The 20,141-nt window shown below is 59.5% G+C and carries 19 protein-coding genes; 13 read left to right on the forward strand and 6 right to left on the reverse strand.

Going from position 1 to position 20,141, the window contains the following annotated elements; genetic code table 11:
* Positions 1–20: 20 nt before the first annotated feature.
* Both KZO83_RS10495 and KZO83_RS10500 read left to right on the forward strand, forming a co-directional pair.
* Entirely contained in the window at positions 21–803 is a 783-nt protein-coding gene (locus KZO83_RS10495) for an IclR family transcriptional regulator (RefSeq protein WP_247620770.1), read from the forward strand.
* A gap of 36 nt (positions 804–839) precedes the next feature.
* Positions 840–1,787: an AEC family transporter gene (locus tag KZO83_RS10500; protein WP_247620771.1), complete on the forward strand. Its 948-nt coding sequence runs from the start codon at positions 840–842 to the stop codon at positions 1,785–1,787.
* Positions 1,788–1,962: 175 nt separating this feature from the next.
* On the opposite strand, the gene aroQ is transcribed toward KZO83_RS10500, so the two are convergent.
* The 3 genes from aroQ to KZO83_RS10515 are packed head-to-tail and all read right to left on the reverse strand — an operon-like array spanning position 1,963 to position 5,157.
* The gene (gene aroQ / locus KZO83_RS10505) at positions 1,963–2,394 is read right to left on the reverse strand and encodes a type II 3-dehydroquinate dehydratase (RefSeq protein ID WP_247620772.1); all 432 of its coding nucleotides are present in this window, start codon (positions 2,392–2,394) and stop codon (positions 1,963–1,965) included.
* Entirely contained in the window at positions 2,391–3,257 is an 867-nt protein-coding gene (locus tag KZO83_RS10510) for a shikimate dehydrogenase family protein (RefSeq protein ID WP_247620773.1), read from the reverse strand. Before KZO83_RS10510 ends, aroQ begins: the two co-directional genes overlap by 4 nt.
* A 52-nt stretch (positions 3,258–3,309) precedes the next feature.
* Positions 3,310–5,157 (reverse strand): bifunctional sugar phosphate isomerase/epimerase/4-hydroxyphenylpyruvate dioxygenase family protein, encoded by a 1,848-nt coding sequence (locus KZO83_RS10515; protein ID WP_247620774.1) that lies wholly within the window; start codon positions 5,155–5,157, stop codon positions 3,310–3,312.
* 386 nt (positions 5,158–5,543) lie between these two features.
* On the opposite strand from KZO83_RS10515, the gene KZO83_RS10520 reads away from it, so the two are divergent.
* The 5 genes from KZO83_RS10520 to KZO83_RS10540 all read left to right on the forward strand — a co-directional run bounded on the left by KZO83_RS10520 (position 5,544) and on the right by KZO83_RS10540 (position 11,162).
* Complete coding sequence (locus tag KZO83_RS10520; RefSeq protein WP_247620775.1) at positions 5,544–6,545, forward strand: tripartite tricarboxylate transporter substrate binding protein; 1,002 nt, start codon at positions 5,544–5,546, stop codon at positions 6,543–6,545.
* A 58-nt stretch (positions 6,546–6,603) separates the two neighbouring features.
* Positions 6,604–7,074, forward strand: a complete 471-nt coding sequence (locus KZO83_RS10525; protein WP_247620776.1) for a tripartite tricarboxylate transporter TctB family protein — start codon at positions 6,604–6,606, stop codon at positions 7,072–7,074.
* Positions 7,075–7,092: 18 nt separating this feature from the next.
* The gene (locus KZO83_RS10530) at positions 7,093–8,592 is read left to right on the forward strand and encodes a tripartite tricarboxylate transporter permease (protein ID WP_247620777.1); all 1,500 of its coding nucleotides are present in this window, start codon (positions 7,093–7,095) and stop codon (positions 8,590–8,592) included.
* Between the two features lie 57 nt (positions 8,593–8,649).
* Complete coding sequence (locus KZO83_RS10535) at positions 8,650–9,327, forward strand: HAD family hydrolase (RefSeq protein WP_247620778.1); 678 nt, start codon at positions 8,650–8,652, stop codon at positions 9,325–9,327.
* 683 nt (positions 9,328–10,010) lie between these two features.
* The gene (locus KZO83_RS10540) at positions 10,011–11,162 is read left to right on the forward strand and encodes a DcaP family trimeric outer membrane transporter (RefSeq protein ID WP_247620779.1); all 1,152 of its coding nucleotides are present in this window, start codon (positions 10,011–10,013) and stop codon (positions 11,160–11,162) included.
* Between the two features lie 91 nt (positions 11,163–11,253).
* Here KZO83_RS10540 and KZO83_RS10545 read toward each other — a convergent pair whose 3' ends face one another.
* Positions 11,254–12,192: a Gfo/Idh/MocA family oxidoreductase gene (locus tag KZO83_RS10545; protein WP_247620780.1), complete on the reverse strand. Its 939-nt coding sequence runs from the start codon at positions 12,190–12,192 to the stop codon at positions 11,254–11,256.
* Positions 12,193–12,388: 196 nt separating this feature from the next.
* Entirely contained in the window at positions 12,389–14,110 is a 1,722-nt protein-coding gene (locus tag KZO83_RS10550) for a feruloyl-CoA synthase (RefSeq protein ID WP_247620781.1), read from the reverse strand.
* 344 nt (positions 14,111–14,454) lie between these two features.
* On the opposite strand from KZO83_RS10550, the gene KZO83_RS10555 reads away from it, so the two are divergent.
* The 5 genes from KZO83_RS10555 (at position 14,455) to KZO83_RS10575 (ending at position 18,608) form a co-directional block, all read left to right on the forward strand.
* On the forward strand, positions 14,455–14,958 hold the full coding sequence (locus KZO83_RS10555; RefSeq protein WP_247620782.1) for a MarR family winged helix-turn-helix transcriptional regulator: 504 nt from the start codon (positions 14,455–14,457) through the stop codon (positions 14,956–14,958).
* Positions 14,959–15,093: 135 nt separating this feature from the next.
* Positions 15,094–15,675: a TRAP transporter small permease gene (locus KZO83_RS10560; RefSeq protein ID WP_247620783.1), complete on the forward strand. Its 582-nt coding sequence runs from the start codon at positions 15,094–15,096 to the stop codon at positions 15,673–15,675.
* Entirely contained in the window at positions 15,672–16,991 is a 1,320-nt protein-coding gene (locus tag KZO83_RS10565) for a TRAP transporter large permease (protein ID WP_247620784.1), read from the forward strand. The genes KZO83_RS10560 and KZO83_RS10565 overlap by 4 nt, the downstream gene beginning before the upstream one ends.
* Positions 16,992–17,018: 27 nt before the next feature.
* A complete protein-coding gene (locus KZO83_RS10570) occupies positions 17,019–17,498 on the forward strand; it encodes a DUF3237 domain-containing protein (protein WP_247620785.1) in 480 nt (159 codons plus the stop codon).
* A gap of 48 nt (positions 17,499–17,546) precedes the next feature.
* Positions 17,547–18,608, forward strand: a complete 1,062-nt coding sequence (locus KZO83_RS10575; protein ID WP_247620786.1) for a TRAP transporter substrate-binding protein — start codon at positions 17,547–17,549, stop codon at positions 18,606–18,608.
* 43 nt (positions 18,609–18,651) lie between these two features.
* Here KZO83_RS10575 and KZO83_RS10580 read toward each other — a convergent pair whose 3' ends face one another.
* The gene (locus KZO83_RS10580; RefSeq protein WP_247620787.1) at positions 18,652–19,149 is read right to left on the reverse strand and encodes a MarR family winged helix-turn-helix transcriptional regulator; all 498 of its coding nucleotides are present in this window, start codon (positions 19,147–19,149) and stop codon (positions 18,652–18,654) included.
* A gap of 91 nt (positions 19,150–19,240) precedes the next feature.
* Here KZO83_RS10580 and KZO83_RS10585 point away from each other — a divergent pair, with 91 nt between their 5' ends.
* Positions 19,241–20,071: a p-hydroxycinnamoyl CoA hydratase/lyase gene (locus KZO83_RS10585; RefSeq protein WP_247620788.1), complete on the forward strand. Its 831-nt coding sequence runs from the start codon at positions 19,241–19,243 to the stop codon at positions 20,069–20,071.
* The last annotated feature ends 70 nt before the right edge of the window (positions 20,072–20,141 follow it).

A 20,141-nucleotide genomic window follows, 5' to 3' on the forward strand; every position in this document is an offset into this window, starting at 1 on the left:
TTCGACGTAAGGAAGGAAAAATGGCTGGCAGCCTGATCGAACGCACGCTACGCGTGCTCGAGACGCTCTCGAGCGAGCCCGATGGCATCCCACTGCAGCGATTGGCCGAGCGGCTGGACATTCCCAAGAGTGCGGCTCATCGCATTTGCAATGAGCTGGGCCGGCAAGGATACGTTCGACAAGAAACGCGCACCGGCCATTACCGGCTATCGACCCGCCTGATTGCGCTGGGATTTCGTTATTTGGGCAGCACCGGTGCCAGCGACGTGCTGCAACCGATTCTTGATCGGCTGGCGGACGAGACTGGGGAGCTGGTGCGTTTAGGCGTCATCGAAGGCGATCGTCAGACTTGGATCGCCAAAGCCCAGGGCACGCGTACTGGGCTACGCTACGACCCCGACATGGGACGCGAGGCCCCCTTGCGATACACCGCCTCGGGCCAGGCTTGGCTAGCCAGCCTCGATGATCAAGCTGCCTTGGCACTGCTTGAGCGGCAGGGTCACCACAATCCAGAGCACTTCGGCCCCAACGCACCGCGTACCGACAATGAACTGCTCGACCGCCTGGCATTGGCTAGAGAACGCGGTTATACCTGCTGCGTCGACAGCTCGGCATTGGGCACCTCAGCCTTCGGCGCAGTCATTCGCCACCCCATGCAAGGCCACACCATCGGTGTGATCAGCGTCGCGGGCCCCAGCGTTCGGCTAACGGAGGACCGCATGCACGAACTGGCGCCCAAGCTATTGCAAGCCGTCGAGGAACTCTCGCAATGCAGCCAGGCATCGCAACTGTTCTCGGAGTGAGCCACCCATGACCGATACCCCGAGTCGTTAACCGACATGCTCGATATCCTGGCCATTACCACGCCTATCTTCCTGATCATTGGTCTCGGCTATCTGGCTGTGATGCTGCGCCTGTTCAGCAAGGAGCAAGTCAAGGGGCTGGGCGGATTCGTGATCAACTTTGCGCTACCGGCCCTCATTTTTCGAGCGCTGGTCCAGCGACCGCTGGACGAGATCTTCAACCCTGTTTATCTCATCGCCTATGGTGGGGGGTCTGCATTGCTGTTCCTCGGCGCCTGGTTGTTCGCTCGCCAGCGTGGCAAACCCATCGGCGAAAGCAGTATTCTGGCGCTGGGCCTGTCGACCTCGAACAGTGGCTTCATCGGCTACCCCATCGCCGTCATGGTGGTAGGCTCAAGCGCCGCGATTGCCCTGGCACTGAGCATGGTGGTCGAAAACCTGCTGATGATTCCGGCCGCACTGGCAATCGCCGAGGCAGGGCGTCAACAAGGCGCTTCTTTCCTGACCGCACTTCGCAAGACGGTGTCACGACTGGCCCGCAACCCGATTCTGATCGGCATTTCCTGCGGTATCCTCGTTGCATTCAGCGGTATCAAGATTCCGGCGCCCTTGTTCAAGGCCGTCGACATGCTGGCCTCGGCTTCCGCGCCGGCCGCCCTCTTCGTGATCGGTGGCACCTTATATGGGCTGCGCATTGGCGGCATGCTGCATGACGTTGCTCCGGTCGTGCTCGGTAAACTGGTCTTGCATCCGCTGCTGATACTCGTGATGCTCTGGTGGCTTCCCCCCATCGACGCAGCTCTTGCCACTGCAGCCGTAGTGCTCGCCAGTGCGCCAATGCTCAGCGTCTATCCCATTCTCGGTCAGCGCTATGGTCACGGCGAGTCGTGTACCGCATCACTGATGCTCGCCACCCTGCTGTCTTTCGTCACCATCAGCGGTCTTCTATGGGTACTCGAGGCCTATCCAGCAGCACTTTCATGAACGCCTCTTCCCGGCCTGAACGCCTCACTCGGGCATCGCAGCAAACATCTAGAGAAAAGTGCGCCAAGTACCGGTATCACGCTACCTGCTCAAGTGGCGCTACTGCATGGCACCAACATGGCGAACGTCGCGTCCTCGTGGGTCATGGTGGAAGCGACCATGCACGCGAGAAGGTTCAGGACAGGGTATCGAGCGCCAGCAGGTAGCCACGGCTGCCCAGCCCGGCGATCACGCCATCGGCGCGCCGCGAGACGTAGGAGTGATGACGGAACGCCTCGCGCTTATGGATGTTGGAGAGGTGCACCTCAATGACTCGGCCATCGTAGGCGTTGAGGGCGTCGAGGATCGCCACCGAGGTATGCGTGTAGGCGGCCGGGTTGATGACGATCAGATCGGTGCCGTCGGTCCGCGCGGCGTGGATGGCATCGATCAATTCACCCTCGTGATTGCTCTGCCGACAGGCGATGTCCCAGCCGTTGACAGCGGCCTTCTCGAAGAGGCGACTCTTGATGTCGTCGAGCGTCTCGTGGCCGTAGGTGTCCGGCTCGCGGGTGCCCAGCAGGTTGAGGTTGGGACCATGCAGTACCAGGATCTTATGCGCGCTCATGCATTCTCCTCCTGCAGCAAGGTCTGCTTGTAATGATCGAACAGGGTCGCGGCCTGAGCGTCGGCCAGCAACCGCTTGTCGGCATCCTCGCAGAAAAATTTGAAGGCATCCACGCCCTGGAAGACGAACAGACTGACACCGCTGACGACTTGAGCCCCTACCGCCCGGGCGGCGGCGATGAACTCGGTGACCGCCGGCACGTAGACGGCATCGAAGATCCACTGGTCGGCGCGAATGAGCGTTGGAGGCAATGGGCAACCCGGGCTCTTCTCATGGCCGATCGGCGTGCAGTTGACCAGCCCGTCGCAGCGCGCAGCCGTCGACTCCAGTGCCTCGGGTGCGACCGCTGCAGCCGGGAAGCCGGCGTGGTCGAGTTCTCGGGCGAGATGCTCGGCCTTTTCAGTGTCGAGATCCATCAGCAACACTTCTTCGGCGCCCAGCTTGCCCAAGCCGAAGGCGACCGCCTTGCCCACGCCGCCAGTGCCGATCAGCAGTACGCGGCCAGGGTGGCGCTCGCCGACGGTGGCCCGATAACCGCTGATGAAGCCGGTGAAGTCGGTGTTCTCGGCCTGGATCTCGTCGTCTTGGAAGACCAGGGTGTTGGCGGCGCCAACCAAGCGCGCGCCCTCGCCGACGCGCGTTGCCAGGCGCACCGCCTCCTCCTTGTAGGGAAAGGTGACGTTGACGCCGCGATAACCGTCTGCCATGACCTCGCGAACCTGGCTCTCCAACGTGTCGATCGGCGTCACCAGGGTGTCGAAGAGATCGTAGCTGGCGGGGATGCCGGTCAGCTTGCCCAGCCGCACGTGCAGGTCGGGCGAACTGGAATTCATGATGCCCTTGCCGATCAACCCAAGGCGCATGGCTCACTCCTTCAATGTCAGGTCAAGCCGGCGCCCGGCGGGCGCCGTGAAATCAACGTTGCTGGCCGGCCTGGGCCGCCAGGCGAATCGGCGCATTGACGGCACCGAACTGCGAATAGCTACCACGCCGCTCGACCACCTCGAAGAAGAAGCGGCCCATGAATGTTTCGGTGTAGGCGTGGAAGAAGTCACCGTCGTCGTTGCGATCGAAGAGAATATTGCGGCTGCGCATCGCCTCGAGCAGTTCATCGTCGAGGTCGAAGCGGGCCGCCAGGTCGTCGTAGTAGTTGGCGGGAATGCGCAGCATTGGCAATCCTCTCGCAAGCATCGCATCAATGGTGGCGAAGATGTCGCCACTGGCGAAGGCGATCTGCTGCACCCCGCCCTGGTGCTCCGAAAGGAAGCGACCCGGCAAGGTCTCACGCGCCGAAGACACGGTCAGCGGAATGCGAACCGAGTTGTCGGGGCTGGTCACGGTCTGACTGACCACCATACCGTGCGGATCGGCGATCTCGTGTTCGGTGCCGGCGTCGAAGCCGAACACCGTGCGGTGGAACAGCAGCCAGCTCAGCAGTTGGGTCGGTGGCAATACGTAGGAGATGTGGTCGATGTTGATCAATCCCGCATCATCGTCCTGACCATCCTCGAAGAGGTGAAAATCGGTCTTCCACTGCATCTCGCGCGCCTGGGCGTCGTCGACCAGGTAGACCAAGCTGCCCTCGATGCCACGCAGCGCCGGAATCTCCATCTCTCCTTCGCCTACTGGTCCCCGAAACCATTGCGCCTTGTAGTGCGCCGCTCGCGTGACCGCCGAATCGAGATCGTTGACCCTGACTCCCACCGCGCACACCGACGTACCGTGCAGCAGCCTAAAGGTATGCGCGAAGCTATCGGTCTCGAAGTTGAGTACCAGGTGGATGTCGCCCTGATGCCAGAGTTCGACGTTCTTCGAGCGATGGCGGCCGATATGACGAAAGCCCAGCGCCGAGAAGAACTCGCCGAGCGGCGCGGCACTCTCCTCGTCGAGCGTAAATTCGATGAAATGGACACCGTCGTAGCCCACCGCGGGCGGCGACGCCTCGGACCAGGCCGCGCCCTCGGCGAGTTCCTCGATCCAGATCAGCGAACGCAGTCCATCGATTGCAGTAGCTTCGGTGGGCGCCGCGCGAAAGGCATCGTTGAAGATCTCCAACGACAGCGGTCCCGCATAGCCGGTGCGCGCCAGCGCCTGCATGAAGGACGCCAGCGGTAACCGCCCCTGGCCGGGGAAACAGCGGAAATGGCGGCTCCACTGCAGCACGTCCATGTCGAGCAGCGGCGCATCGGCGATCTGCACGAAAGCGATCTTCTCGGCGGGAATATCGGCCATGGTCTCCAATTCGTGGCCACGCGCAAGAATATGAAAACTGTCCAGCACGATGCCCAGTGCCGGGTGGTCAGCGCGCTTCACGACATCCCAGGCGACCCGGTAATCACTGATATGGCGCCCCCAGGCGAGGGCTTCGAAGCCAATGCGGAGTCCGCGGCGGGCGGCACGCTCGGCCAACTCGCGTAGATCCTCGGCAGCGCGACCAAGGTCGTCGAACGACTGCGGCGAGACGTTGCTGCAGACCAGCAGGAAGTCGGTGCCCAGCTCCTCCATCAGGTCGAACTTGCGTTCGGCACGCTCGAAATTGCGCCGGCGCTGAGGCTCGGGCATCGACTCGAAGTCACGGAACGGCTGAAACGCGAGGATAGCCAACCCCAACGACTCGCAAAGGCTGCGAACATCGCTCGGCGAGCCGTCGAAGGTCAGGAGATCGTTCTCGAATATCTCCACACCGCTATAACCTGCCCGGGCGATGGCTTCTAGCTTGCTACGCAGATCGCCGCTCAAGCATACGGTTGCAATGGCTCGCATGACAGCCTCCTGGTGGTCGGACAAGGGCCGTCGTCGACATAACATTATCTACGGTAGAATAATGGTCGCCGAACGGCTCGCTTTTGTTCGCATAGCGTTCTTTAGTTCGCATTATGGACTTTTTCCGCGCAATATTGTCAAGCGCGACGGCCCCGAAGACCGCCTTGTAATGGGGGTCAGAGCGCCGAAAAGTCAATTCTGGTACGGAGTTCCAGAATTGCTTCGACATTGGTCGTAGTCGGACGTTTGGCGATTGACAGCACCGCATGCCAACCCTAGTTTGTTCGCAGATAGGACGATAATTCGCTTATCGAACAAACACCCATAAACCATGCTGACTGGGTCAGCCGCCGCTACAACAATTCGATCACCTGGAGGACCACGCCATGATCAAGCAGATTCTGGCAACCTTGGCCCTGTCGGCCGGGGCTCTGACAGTCGCTTCGCCGGCTTTGGCCGACTACCCGGAGCGCAATATTCAGGGCATCATCCAATGGGGGGCCGGTGGCGCCACCGATAACGTGGCGCGAAGCCTGACACCCCACGTCGAAAAGGCACTCGGCACCAGCATCATCCTCAATAATCGCCCTGGCGGTACCGGCGTCATCGGCATGAATCAGGTCATGCAACAACCCGCTAACGGGTACACCGTTCTCTACGGTGCCGAGAATCCGCAACTCTATCCGGTCATGGACCTCGCCGATTTCGATTATAGTGCCATGACACCCATCAACGTGATCGGTCAGGGCCTTGTGGTCATCGCCGCGCCCGCCGATAGCCAATTCGACAACCTCGCCGAGCTACTCGACTACGCCCACGAGCATCCCGGCGAGCTGCGCATGGGCGGCACCGGTGCCGGCGGCCTGCCCAGCACGGTGCTGGCCATGATCAACTCTGTCGATAGCCTGGATGTCCGCAACGTGACCTTTGGCGGTGACGGCCCCGGTATCACCGCTCTTCTCGGCGATCATATCGACTTCATGCCATTGAGCCTCGCCGGCGCCCAGGATCAGATCGCCGCCGGCCGGCTCAAGGGCCTGGCAGTCGTCACCAAAGAAAAGATCGAGGAACTGCCGGATACACCGCCCATCACGCAAGCGCTACCCGACATCGACTCTTACCTGCCATGGGGGCCGTTCTGGACGGTAGCGGTACACGAAGACACGCCGGATGACATCGTCACCGCCCTTAGTGATGCCTATCAAAAAGGGGTCGCCAACGAGGAGTTTCAAAACTTCCTCTCCGAGAACGGCGGCAAATCGCTCAACCTTCAGGGTGAAGAAGCCAGGCAGTTCCTCGAGCGCTGGCAATCGGTGACCGCTTGGGCCCTGCAGAAAGCCGGTAGCGCCAAGGTATCCCCGGAAGACGTCGGCATTCCCAAGCCGTAATCCCGATCCGACGAAGCGCGGCGGAGCACGACTCCGCCGCGCTTGCATGGAGACTGCCATGTCCAATCATCCATCGCTCAAGGCCGGTGAACGCGCCTTCAACGTGCTGTTGCTGTTGCTCAGCCTAGGCGTACTCTACGAAGCTTACCGGATCACCGGCTTCGATCTACCCAACTCCGCCGGGGCCTTTCCTCTCATGCTCGGCGCGATCATGATCGCCTCAATGGTCGCCATTCTATGGGGCCAGCGCCGACACACGGGGCCCGGGACACAAGGCGCACTGGACGAAGCTCGCCATTTCTTCAGCGAGCACTTCCCGCTGGCCATCATCGTCTTCTCAGCCATGGCGATCGGCTACTTGTTTTTGTTGACGTTCCTGGGCTTCATTTCCGCCACAGCGATCTTCCTTTTCGTTTCGCAGGTCTACTTGCGCCGCGGTCACTTGCTGACGTCGTCGATCGTCACCGCTGTTGCTACCGGCATCATCTACGCCCTCTTCAAGCTGCTTTTCCAGGTCTATCTGCCCTGATGGAGCGAGGTTACTTATATGGCTGACTCAGTGTCTTATTTCCTGATGGCTTGGCTCGACCCATCACTCTTAATGCTGACCGCTATCGGGACCTTGGCCGGCATCTACGTGGGCGCGATTCCCGGTCTCTCAGTGACCATGGCCACATCGATTCTCATTTCCTTCACCTTCTCATGGGACGTGAACGATGCACTGGCCCTCATTGTGGGCATCTATACTGGTGGCGTTTACGGGGGATCACGTACCGCTATATTGCTGAACATTCCGGGCGCGCCCTCATCGGTCGCGACATCGTTCGATGGTTATCCCCTCGCACAGAAAGGCGAAGCGGGGCAAGCCATTGGCCTCAGTACCGTCATGTCGGTGATCGGCGGCCTCATCGGTGTTGCGGTGCTGGCGAGCGTGGCTCCCTACCTCTCCGATATGGCCCTGCAATTCGCGCCACGCGATTATTTCCTGATTGCCGTTCTCGGCCTTTTGCTGGTCGGTAGCCTAGCCACCGAATCGTTATCCCGCGGCATCTTCGCCGCTGCCTTGGGTGCCGTCATCGGCCTGGTGGGACTCGACCAAGTGACCGCCACCCCCCGCTTCACCATGGGCAGCATGCAATTGATGGGCGGTATCCACTATGTGGTAGTCATGATCGGCATGTTCGGGGTAGCCGAAGCCTTTTTCCAACTCCACCAGCTCAATGCCAAACCGGTACGCCAGAAAGTCGACAAGATCGTTCCTTCGCTGCATCTGGTACTCAAGTTTCTTCCACTGTCGATTCGTACTTCTGTTATCGGCGTGATCGTCGGCGCTTTGCCCGGCACTGGTGGAGACATTGCCTCTCTATTCGCCTACGACCATGCCAAGCGCTCGATCAAGAAGCCCAGCCGGCCTTTCGGCACAGGTGCCTACGAGGGATTGGTAGCACCGGAAACTGCCAACAATGCCGCGGTGGGTGGAGCCTATGTGCCGATGCTGACACTCGGCATGCCCGGTGACGCGGTAACGGCTATCATCATCGGCGCGCTTGTCATTCACGGCCTAAACCCTGGGCCTATGCTGATGATTGAAGCTCCCCATATTTTTTGGTTCACAGTAGGTAACCTAGTACTTGCTAACATCTTCTTGCTCATTTTCGGCCTCACCGGCATCAAGGTGTTTGCAAAAGTCGTCGAACTTCCCAAAGCCATTCTGATTCCTCTCATTCTGGTGCTGTGCGTGGTAGGCAGCTATTCGCTCAACAGCAGCATGACGGAGGTTTACTGGATGCTGGGCTTCGGACTACTCGGGTATTTCATGAAAATATTCCGCTTTCAGATGGGCCCGGTGATTCTAGGAGTCATTCTTGGTCCATTGATGGACAAGACATACCGGCAGGCGATGTCTTCGGTGGGCGACGACACTGGCAGTTTCCTGCTATCACTGGTCACCAACCCGCTGTCGCTGGTGCTCACCATAGCTGTGGTCCTGCTCTTGTTGAGCAATACGCCCTTGAAGCGCGTGCTTTTACGCCATCGTCAGACATAAAGATCGAGGCCCGCATGGCCCGGGCCTCCTTTTCAAGAACCTGCCCGCGAGTTTTTCATGTCCAATGCCATCGAGTCCCGCTTAGACGCCGTGGTTTTTGACTGCGACGGCGTGATTCTCGATTCGGCCGGTCTCAAGCGCACCGTCTTCGCCGATTTCTATCGTGATCAACCACCGGCCTTATATCGTGCCATTCTCGCCTACCTGTCACGGGGAGGCGGCCAGCCACGCGACGTCAAGTTCCATCATATCGAGGCACACATCCTGGGGCGCCCGATATCGGAGGCACGCATCCGGGCACTATCCAATCAATTTGCGGAGCGAGCCGAGGCCCAAGTGGCACAAGCACCAACCATCGCGGGTGCCATTGATTTTCTCGATCGTTGGCGTGGCAAAATCCCTCTTTATCTACTGTCAGCCACTCCACAGAAAGAACTTCGTCGTGTCATCAGAAGGCGAAACCTGACAGACTATTTCGATGATGTCCTTGGCGCTCCACCCGATAAGACCAATGGCCTCTCCACGCTAATGGCCACGCACCATCACGATCCCGCCCGTACCGTGATGGTCGGAGATTCCTACAATGACTACCGTGCCGCCCGCTCAAACAACACCCATTTTGTGGGCATCACATCGAGCAAGGCGAAGCCCTCTCCCTTTCCGGAAGACGTCATTACTCAATCCGACCTAAGCCATTTGGAAGAGACATTAGCGTCAATGGAAATTTCTTCTTAGAGTGTTTCAAGACCGCATTTTTGCCCTCCCGCCTCTTATCAGCGAGCTTCTCCAAGGGCGCGATATTCCTTCCTTTGGATTCCCTTCCTGGATGCCACATAGGCCATCCTAATCGAACGATTCTTGCTTCCCTTCCCACCTTCGGCATCCTCGGCGTGTCGTGACATCCCGCCTCCACCATCAGCCTCACTCTCTCGCAAGAACTAGTTGTAACGATTCACTATTTTACGCCACAACCAAAGTATAACGACCAGAAAAACTTTTAAATACAAAAAGTTAATGAAACACCTCTTTCCCAAAATGCATTCTACGTTGACAAGGATAGCTTTTTTTTTCAGGTTTAACGTACGCAAGACGAATCAAGGTTCGTATTGCGAACTTAACAAGCCAATAAAAAATTAGCCGGGGAACTAAATGCGCCTCAGATCATTCGCTCCACAAATGGGCCTTCCTCCTGAGTTCATGGGGATAGACGAAAGAGATATGACCTTGCTTCATCAGAAAAAAGCATAGGGAGACGGTGAAAAATTAATTTTCCCGTCGACTCAGAAACGCATACTCGTTCATGCGCACCAAGCTCATAACTTCCTACAAAGGGCAGCTCACCAATGCGATCCGATATAACAACATTCAAGATGACAAAACTCGCGCTCTGCGTGTCACTCGTTTCAGGTATGGCAGGCATGACAGCGGCTCCCGCTCACGCTTTCGACGTCGTCGAAGCGGGACAACCCGTCGTCACCGGCGAACCCAGCCGTGTGGGGCCGCCATGGAATCATCGCTCGACTATCAACATACCGGGCACCGAGACCGACATCGCCTTCGGCGGTTACGTCAAGCTCGATATGCTCTATGACTTCGATTATAACCTCGGCAAGGCCACCGATCCCTATGCGATCATGGATGCGGGAAATCGCACCGATGGACGCACCGACTTCACCGCCTATGAGTCGCGGCTCAACTTCCGCACGCACACCATGACCGATTACGGTCGCCTGACGACGTATTTCGAAGGCCACTTCATTCCCGACGGCTCCTTCAACCTGCGTCATGCCTACGGCGAGCTCAACGGATTCCTCGCCGGCCGCACCTGGACGAACTTCATGAGTTTCGTCGGGGGAACGCGCACCCTGGCACTGGGTGATCCCAAGGGCTATGCCTTCGAACGTCAGGCGCAGTTGCGCTACACCCAGCCGGTGGGCGCGGGCAACCTGTCGTTTTCCGTGGAGGATCCGGATACGGTCATCGCGCGTGATGATGCAGGCGTTGCCGATGGTGAGAGCCAGTTCCCCGACTTGACGGTGCGCTACGAATACAAGCGTCTGTTCGCGCTTTCAGGCGTCGCACGCAAGCTCTCAACCAACAACATCACCAATACCGTGGATGACGAAACCACCGGTTACGGGGTGCAAGCACAGTTCAACTTGCCCTTTACGCCCATGACGAGCCTGCATGGTAGCGCGACCTATGGTGAAGGTATCGGTAACTACATGGGGAATCCCGGCAATACTGGGCACCGCAACGCGCCCGATGTCTACGTCAACGACAATAACGAGCTCGAGGCTGTCGAGACGCGTGCCTTCGGTGTGTCACTCAACCATAATTGGACCGACGACTGGTTCAGCTCTGTTGGCTTTTCACGCCTAGACCAGGACATGCCCGATAGTTATGGCGATCAGTTCAAGACTATCGATTACGCCTTCGCTAACGTGATCTGGGATGTTACCCAACGCCTGGCAGTGGGCCTTGAGTATCAGAACGCCGATGTCGAGCAGATCAACGGCAACTCCGACGACGCAAGCCGCCTCCAGGCGAGCGCCATCTTCCAGTTCTAACATCGTGGACATTGATCGATCGTGATTTTGGCTGGCGTTTCGCCAGCCTTTTTCATGGAGAGACAAAAAAGATCATGCTGTTTCGTGCATGTCAGCCCATGAGTTTTTCCAATGTTTCGAGAAGACGCATGGTAGGAAGGCAATGCGAAAAGGCTGCTTCCGGAGTGCGGCATTCGCGAATGGCGGCGATGAATTCAGCATCCTGTTCCTGAAAGCCGGCTCCCTCTAGAGCAAGCACCTCTCCCTGATAATCCTTCAGCTCATCGCGATAGGCCATTAGCGTGTTTTCTTCGCCTATATAGCGATAAAACCCACCAAACGGCCCATGGTTGTTAAAAGAAAGCGTCAAGGTGGCCAGGGTCTCATTGCGTGATTTCAAGCCAATATTCATATCCATGGCAATCCCCAGCTCGGGATGAACCGGCCCTCTTCCACCCCAGACTTTCAAATCGAAATCGTCCAGCAACCACGCAAACAAGTCCACGCTATGGCAAGCATGATGCCACAGCAAATGGTCCGTCCAGCCGCGTGGCTCGCCTTGCATATTGAGGTTTTCGCGACGCAGGAAATAGGTCTCGCTCACCAGATGTTGCAGGTGGAACTCTCCCGTTCGTATACGGCGCTTCATTTCGCGATGCGGCGCATTGAAGCGACGCGTATGGGCCACCATAGCAACGGTATTTGCCTCACGGGCTCGCGCTGTCATGCGCTCGGCATCCGCCAGGTTCAGGCTCATGGGAATTTCGCAGAGGACGTGTTTACCGGCATCGATCGCTTGCTCGGCCTGGTCGGCATGTAACGGGCTCGGTGTCGCCAGGATCACGGCATCGACTCCAGATGCCGACAGTGCATGCGCGTAATCAGTGAAGACGCGCTCGATGCCCCACGTATCGGCAAAGCGCCGCGTATTCTGCTCATCACCGCCGGCCACGGCCACGACGTGGACCTCGGGAATGGACGCCAGGGCGTGCATATGAATCCCGGCGATGGCGCCTTCGCCGACCATCAGGATGCGTACGGGTGAAGTCATCATGGCTCCTCGACTGCTTTGATTATGCCCATCTCGTTGCCGGACATTGCCGCAGGATCGCCATGCTTTGTCTACCGTCGATAAGCACCGCAGCCACGATCCAAGTGCCGGAAAGCAATACGCTATGGCTGCGTGTCATCAGGTTTATTCTCGGGGTGCGGGTGGCGCCTTGAGCAGCCCGCGTAGTACGCATTTATCAGGCATGGTAAGCCGGCAGCACCACGCGCGCATCGCGAGGTATCTCGGCATAGAGTGTTCCGACGAGATCGGCGTAGCGTTCGCGCACCAAGCGCTGATTGACCGACCCTTTATCGGTCAACTCGCCGCGATCGACCGAAAGCGGCGTATCCAGAATCAGTAGACGTTCCAGACACGTAGAGCTCGACTGCCCTTGACGGCAGGTTGCCAGACGTTGCGCGAACCATTGATGCAAGGTGGCATCGTGCGCCAAGTCATGCACTGATGACGTCGCAACACCTATATGCTGCGCGCATGCGGGGACGTTCAGTACCACCAACCCGGTGAGATAGTCACGGCTTTCACCGGCGATCACCACGTCCTGCACCAGCGGGGCGAAGTGTTCGATGAGCTGCAATCGCAAGATACCTACATTGACCCAGGTACCGGTCACCAGCTTGAAATTCTCGCTCAAGCGACCGTCAAAGATTAGTCCGCGTTCGGGCTGGTCGGGGTCGGCGAGTCTCATCGCGTCCCCGGTACAATAATAGCCTTCGTCATCGAATGCTTCGGCGGTGCGTTCGGCGTCGCGCCAGTAGCCCGGCGTGACATTGAGCCCCTTGAGGCGTGCTTCCCATTTGTCGTCCGTCGCCACCAGCTTGAGCGACATCCCCGGCACGGGCCGACCGATCAGGCCCGGCGTACCACTGGCCTCCTCAGTACAGAACGCCAGGCACGCCTCAGTGGACCCAAGCCCCGTCAGCATGGGCACGGGACGTCCACGTGTCTGCTCACCGAAGGTATCCAGCGCCTCGCGCACATGCACCGGCAACACGGCGCCACCGAAGTGCATCATCTCGAGGTCGCGGAATAAGGTCGTACGTAAATCCTCGTCATCACGCAAATACTCGACCAGGGCCTCGAAGCCCTTGGGTACGTTGCAATAGAACGTCGGCGAGACCTCACGCAGGTTATCCACCGTGCGGCGCACGCCATCCGCCGTCGGATTGCCGTCATCGATGTACAGCGTGCCCCCGTTATGGATCGTCATGCCAAGGATCGTGTTGCCACCGAAGGTGTGATGCCAAGGTAGCCAGTCCACCAACACCGGCTTGTGCCGGCTCAGGAAATCCAGACGTTTCTCGAGCATGACCTGGTTGCTGCACAGCATACGTTGCGTGTTGATCACCGCTTTGGGCATGCCCGTCGAACCCGAGGTGAACAGCAACTTGGCGACGCTATCCGGCGTCACGCGGGCATGGGCATCGTCGACCTCGGCCCGTGCCGGCGTCGCCGCCAGCGTCTCGAACGTCAACGCTCGCTGGCTCGGTAGCGTCGCCACACACGTCACCCGCTCATCGCAAACGGCCGTCAGCGCGGCGCCAAAGCGTGCTTCATCGTCGACAAAAATCATCCCCGGGGTCACGAGCTCGACGATATGGCGAAGCTTGACGAAGTCCTCCGACAGCAGCGCATACGAGGGCGATACCGGCACGTAGGGAATGCCCACATGCATGGCGGCACAGGCCATCAGAGCATGCTCGATGCCGTTGCCCGACAGCACTACCAACGGCCGCTCTACCGATAAGCCATGATCCAGCAGCGCTTGTGCCAGGCGGGCCACGCGCGGCATCGCTTCACCGAAGGTCAATCTCCGCCAGACACGTTGCACCCCCTCGCGTTCGGCCAGAAACGTTGTCGACGGCATCTCGCGTGCCCAGTGCGCAAGGCGCTCGGTCATGCAACGGGGATAATCCGGTACCTCACCACCGTACACGCGATACGACCGTGCGGACGCATCGCTCTCGGAACGGGGCATAGACCGGTTGCCGGAAGGGGACGACATGAAAGGCGCTCCATTAGTCTGTGATGAACCTTGTTATTCAGCGGTACGTTCTGCGCCAACAACGTGGTAGATATAGTTATAATAGGTAACTATTTTTTTGACTAGACACAGCGCATGAGACTTTAGCTGCACGATAAGCCGCAAATGATGCTGGTGTTGCCTATGCTTGCCGATATCGGAAACAATGCTCCGATCATATAATTCTCATATTAACTATATCTCCGAATAAAGGAGCCCTCATGACGACATCCAAGAAAACGTCCTCCCCGGAGCAGACGCCCCTTGAGGAAGCCTATCCGACCACCGTCGAGGGGCTGGTGCTCGAGGAGCGTCTCGGTTACGCCCTGAGGCGGGCCCAGCTCAAGGTTTTCAAGCACTTCGACGAGGCCATGCGCGAGCATGACATTCGCCCGGCACAGTTCTCTTCGCTGGTGGTCATCGAGGGCTATCCGGGCGTGACGCAATCCAATCTAGCCCAGACACTGAGCATTGATCCGCCGCGTGTCGTTAGCTTGATCAACAGTCTGGAGGAGCGCGGTCTGGCGTTGCGGGTGCGCTGCAAACGCGACCGGCGCTCGCACGGGATCTTCCTCACCAAGACCGGCGAGGCGCTCGTCGATCGCTTGAAAGGCTTGGCGGAACAAAGTGATTTGGAAGCAACTCAATCGCTTAGCGAAATAGAAAGACGCCAATTATTGACCTTGCTACGGAAGGTATATGCGTCAGAGGAAAGTGACGACTAATCCTTTAGCCGCAATTTTAGGCAAATCGAAGCGGCATGGCTTGCACACCCGCTCAGGGACAATTAATTATACAAAGTAACTAAAAAACGACTCTTCGCGCCTTGGCCGATCCACGCAACCTATAAAGATACAATCATGAGCAGCCTAGCGACGACATCCAACGCCAGTATCATCTGCCTACGCCGGGGCCTCGCAACGACTTGCCGGCTCGCCGCGATCATCGGGGGCTTGATCGTCGCAGCGCTCTCCCTGATGACGGTGGCCAGCATTCTCGGACGCTGGATCTCCAGCCTGCCGTTTATCCGCGACATGGCGGCCCTGAGCTGGGTCGGGCCCGTCACAGGGGATTATGAAATGGTCGAGATGGGCACGGCCATCGCGGTGTTCCTATTTCTGCCTTACTGCCATCTGCGCGGAGGCCACGTCACGGTGGATCTGCTGGTCATGCGTGCACCGCTGGGTGTGCAGCGCTTTCTCGCCGTACTTTCGGAAGCCTTGTTCCTGCTCGTTTCATGCCTGATGACATGGCGGCTGTATCACGGCTTGCTCGACAAGCACCGCTACATGGAAACCAGCATGCTGCTGGGTATCCCGCTGTGGTGGGGCTATGTCGCCGGCATCGTCGGCTTCGCTCTGCTCTCGCTCGTCTGTCTATATCGACTCTTGTCGTCGTTCTCGAGCAATACCGCCCCCTCGGCACAAGGAGATGCCTCATGACGCCTCTTACGCTGGGCGCAGGCGGCTTCGTATTGTTGCTGGCCATGATGGGCGCCCGCATCCCCATCGGTCTCGCCATGCTGGTTATCGGCGCGCTAGGGTCGATGCTCATCACGGGGCCGATGGGTATCCTCAATGCCCTGAAGACGTTGCCCTACGAGCACTTTTCCAGCCACACGCTATCAATCATTCCCCTCTTTCTGTTGATGGGACAATTCGCAGCACGCGCCGGGCTATCACGCGCCATGTTTCAGGCCGCCAATGACTGGTTGGGTCACCGTCGCGGTGGCCTGGCCATGTCGACGGTGGGCGCCTGCGGTGCCTTCGGCGCCATTTGCGGATCCTCGCTGGCGACTGCCGCCACCATGACGCAAGTCGCGCTGCCGGAAATGGAGCGTCAAGGCTATCGCGGTAGTCTGGCCACCGGCGCGTTGGCCGCGGGCGGCACGCTGGGCATTCTGATCCCACCTTCCGTGGTATTGGTCATCTACGCCATCCTCGCCGAACAGAACATCAACGAGATGTTCGCCGCTGCCTTGATCCCCGGCATCCTTGCCGCACTCAGTTACATGGTGGCGATCTCACTGTTCGTGCGCTTTTTTCCGGATAGCGCTCCGAGCAAGGCCAAGGCATCGGCCGGCGAGCGCTGGCGTTCGCTGCTCGAGGTATGGCCCGGTGCAGCGATCTTCATCATCGTGATCGGCGGCATCTACACAGGGATTTTCACACCCACCGAAGCCGCCGCCGTCGGTGCCGCCGCCACCGGGTTGCTAGCCGTCATCCGTGGCGGACTTCGCTGGGAGGGACTACGAGATAGCCTCCTCGACACGGCCGTCACCTCGGCGATGATCTTCTTCATCGTCCTCGGGGCCAGCGTGTTCAACAGCTTTCTCGCCCTGACGCAATTGCCGCAAATCACGGCGGGCTGGATCGTGGGCCTGGAAATCAGCCCCTGGATCGTCCTGGCGGGGATCCTGCTGTGCTACCTGATCCTGGGTTGCTTCATGGACAGCCTGTCGATGATTCTGCTCACCGTGCCCATCTTCCTCCCCATCGTGACGGGCATGGATTTCGGCATGTCTCCCGGCGACGTGGCGATCTGGTTCGGCATCCTGGCCTTGGTCGTCGTTGAAGTGGGGATGATCACGCCACCGGTGGGGCTGAATATCTTCATCATTCACTCCATGGCACCGCACGTACCGCTGACCGAGACCTTCAAAGGCATTCTGCCGTTCCTGGCAGCAGACGTGCTGCGCATCATCATGCTGGTGGTTTTCCCGTCCATCACATTGGGGTTCGTCTACTGGCTTTATTGACGTCACCGCATCGCCCGAGGAGAGCTCATGATGTCGTCCACTAATCCGCTTCGCACACCCACGCTGGATTTCATCGCCCGCCTTACGGTGGACGTCGCCTCTCCGTGGGAGTTGGGCGAGAGCGCAGACGGCCAGCGTCGCTTCATCGCGATCACCGGCGGCGACGTGACCGGCGAACGGCTCAATGGCCGTATTCTCGCCGCGGGCGGTGATTGGCAAACGATACGTGCGGATGGCGTAGCTGAACTGTACGCACGCTATTTCCTGGAAACCGACGAAGGAGAGCGCATCGAGGTAGAAAACACGGGCTTTCGACACGGCCCACCAGCCGTCATGAAGCGGCTACGAGACGGCGAAGCCGTGCCGCCCGAGGACTACTACTTCCATACCGCGCCGCGCTTTTTTACCACCAGCACGCGGCTGGACTGGCTCAACCGGACGTTGTTTCTGGGCAGCGCGGCACGCACCCAAGACAACGTGCTCATCGACCTTTTCGCCATAGGCTGATCGCTTGCCACCCGGCGTCATACAACAACCACAATGAGGCACTTCGCCATGACCCAACACGCCACTTCGCACCTGCGTCGCTTCGTCTTGACCGCTGCGGCGACACTCTCGATCGCTGCCGCCGGTCAGACGCAGGCCCAAGAAACCGAGTATACCCTGCGGCTACATCATTTCTTCCCCGCCTCGGCGCCCGTTCATCAGGAGTACTTCATCCCCTGGAAAGAGGCCATCGAACAAGAATCCGATGGGCGCATAGAGGTCCAGCTCTATCCCTCCATGCAGCTCGGCGGCACACCGCCATCACTCTACGATCAAGCCAAGGACGGCCAGGTGGACATCATCTGGACCGTGCTGGGTTACAACTCGGGGCGTTTCCCCAAGGCAGAAGTCTTCGACCTGCCCTTCCTGCCAACCTCGGGTGCCGCGACCAGCCAGGCCGCCCACGACTACGCCATGGCCCACATGCAGGGCGAACTCGAGGGCGTTTACCCCATCGCCGTGCACACTCACAGCCCCGGCGCATTGCATACCAAAGAGACCCGCATCGGATCGCTCGAAGACATCGAGGGACTCAAGATACGTGGCCCCAGCCTGCTGGTGAACCGCTATCTCGCCAAGCTCGGTGCCGAGCCCATCGGCATGCCGGTGGCCCAAGCATTGGAGGCACTGTCACGCGGGGTAATAGATGGCACGGTGATTCCCTTCGAGGCCATCACCGCCATGGGGCTGGCCGACATCACCACCGAACACACCATCTTCAGCGGTGACCGGGCGCTCTATACGACGATGATGATCGTGGCCATGGATCAGGATAAGTACGACGCCCTGCCCGAGGACCTGCAAGCCGTCATCGATGCGCATTCCGGTAGTCGCGAGGCATACCGGATCGGTCAGATCATGGATCAGGCGGACCATCGCCAGATTCTGGCCATTCAGAGCGGCGAACAACCGGGCACGATCACCCGCCTGGACAGCGAGGAAACCGCGCGCTGGCAGGCCGTCGGTCAGGAAGTCGTCGACGAGTGGATCGCCGAGGCCAAGGAAAAGGGGCTCGACGGGCAGATGCTGTACGACGATGCCACACGACTCGTCGAGCGCTATACGCGTTGAGGAGAATGCCAGGTCCGACGTCCGCGTCGCCTGGCACGCTCGCTCAGTCGGTATCCACCAGCCCCGCGCCCAGTGACTTGAGGGAAGATTTGAGATGACGCTGAAACGCTCCCCGCTGCGCCTCGCTCAGGCTCTCCAGCATGCGGCCTTCGAGCGCCATGACCGTGCGATCGCACTCAGCCAGCGCGCGTTGTCCGGCCTCGGTCATGCGGATCTGGATGATGCGCCCGTGGTGCGGGTCAGGGCGGCGCTCGACGAGCCCCTTGGTCTCCATGGCCTTGACCATCTCGTTGGCCGCCTGCGGCGACACCAGCGACTTCTCGGCCAGTTGCGAATTGGACTGGGGGCTGCGTCGCGCGAGCACGGAAAGCGCCGTGTACTGCTGCATGGTCACACCCAGGGGCTGCACGGCCTCGCTGATATGGCGGCGCAGGGCGCGGTCGAGCCGGCCGATCAAATACGCGACGCGCACCGCGTCGGGGGCGTCGTCGGCTTCACCGTGCCGCGACTCGGCGGTGGCCTGTGATTCCACTTTTTTCATAAGCGTTTCCTCTTTGCAAACGCAGGATAGCGCACTATGATTGGCAGGGTAAATATCAACTTACTTGATACTATTTTGACAGGAAATTGACATGAGCGATTACACGAACCGCTGGCAAACCGTGAAGGTCAACGTCGAGGACGGCATCGCCTGGGTGGCACTCAACCGCCCCGACAAACGCAATGCCATGAGCCCCACGCTCAACCGTGAAATGATCGACGTTCTCGAAACGCTAGAATTGGATCAGGAGGCCCATGTACTCGTGTTGACCGGCGAGGGTGAAGCTTTCTCCGCCGGCATGGACCTCAAGGAGTACTTCCGCGAGATAGACGCCAGCCCCGAAATCGTTCAGGTCAAGGTCCGCCGCGATGCCTCCACCTGGCAATGGAAGCTGCTGCGTCACTACGCCAAGCCCACCATCGCCATGGTCAACGGCTGGTGCTTTGGCGGCGCCTTCTCGCCGCTGGTCGCCTGCGACCTGGCAATCGCCGCCGACGAGTCGGTGTTCGGGCTGTCCGAAATCAACTGGGGCATCCCCCCGGGCAACCTGGTCAGCAAGGCCATGGCCGACACCGTGGGGCATCGCCAAGCGCTGTACTACATCATGACCGGGGAAACCTTCACCGGCCCGCAGGCCGCCGACATGGGACTGGTCAACCAGAGCGTGCCCCGCGCCGAGCTGCGCGAGGCCACCCACAAACTGGCCGCCACACTGCGCGACAAGAACCCCGTCGTCCTGCGTGCCGCCAAGACCGGCTTCAAGATGTGCCGCGAGCTGACCTGGGAACAGAACGAGGAGTACCTCTACGCCAAGCTCGACCAGGCGCAGCAGCTCGACCCGGAACACGGCCGCGAGCAAGGCCTCAAGCAATTCCTCGACGACAAGAGCATCAAGCCCGGGCTGGAAAGCTACCACCGCTGACAGTCGCAAGGGCACGGTGGCGTTCACGCGCAAGACGCCGCCGCGCCCGATGGCGCTGCCGGCATGCCGC

It is taken from the genome of Chromohalobacter moromii (assembly GCF_023091865.1).
Classification (GTDB): Bacteria; Pseudomonadota; Gammaproteobacteria; order Pseudomonadales; family Halomonadaceae; genus Chromohalobacter; species Chromohalobacter moromii.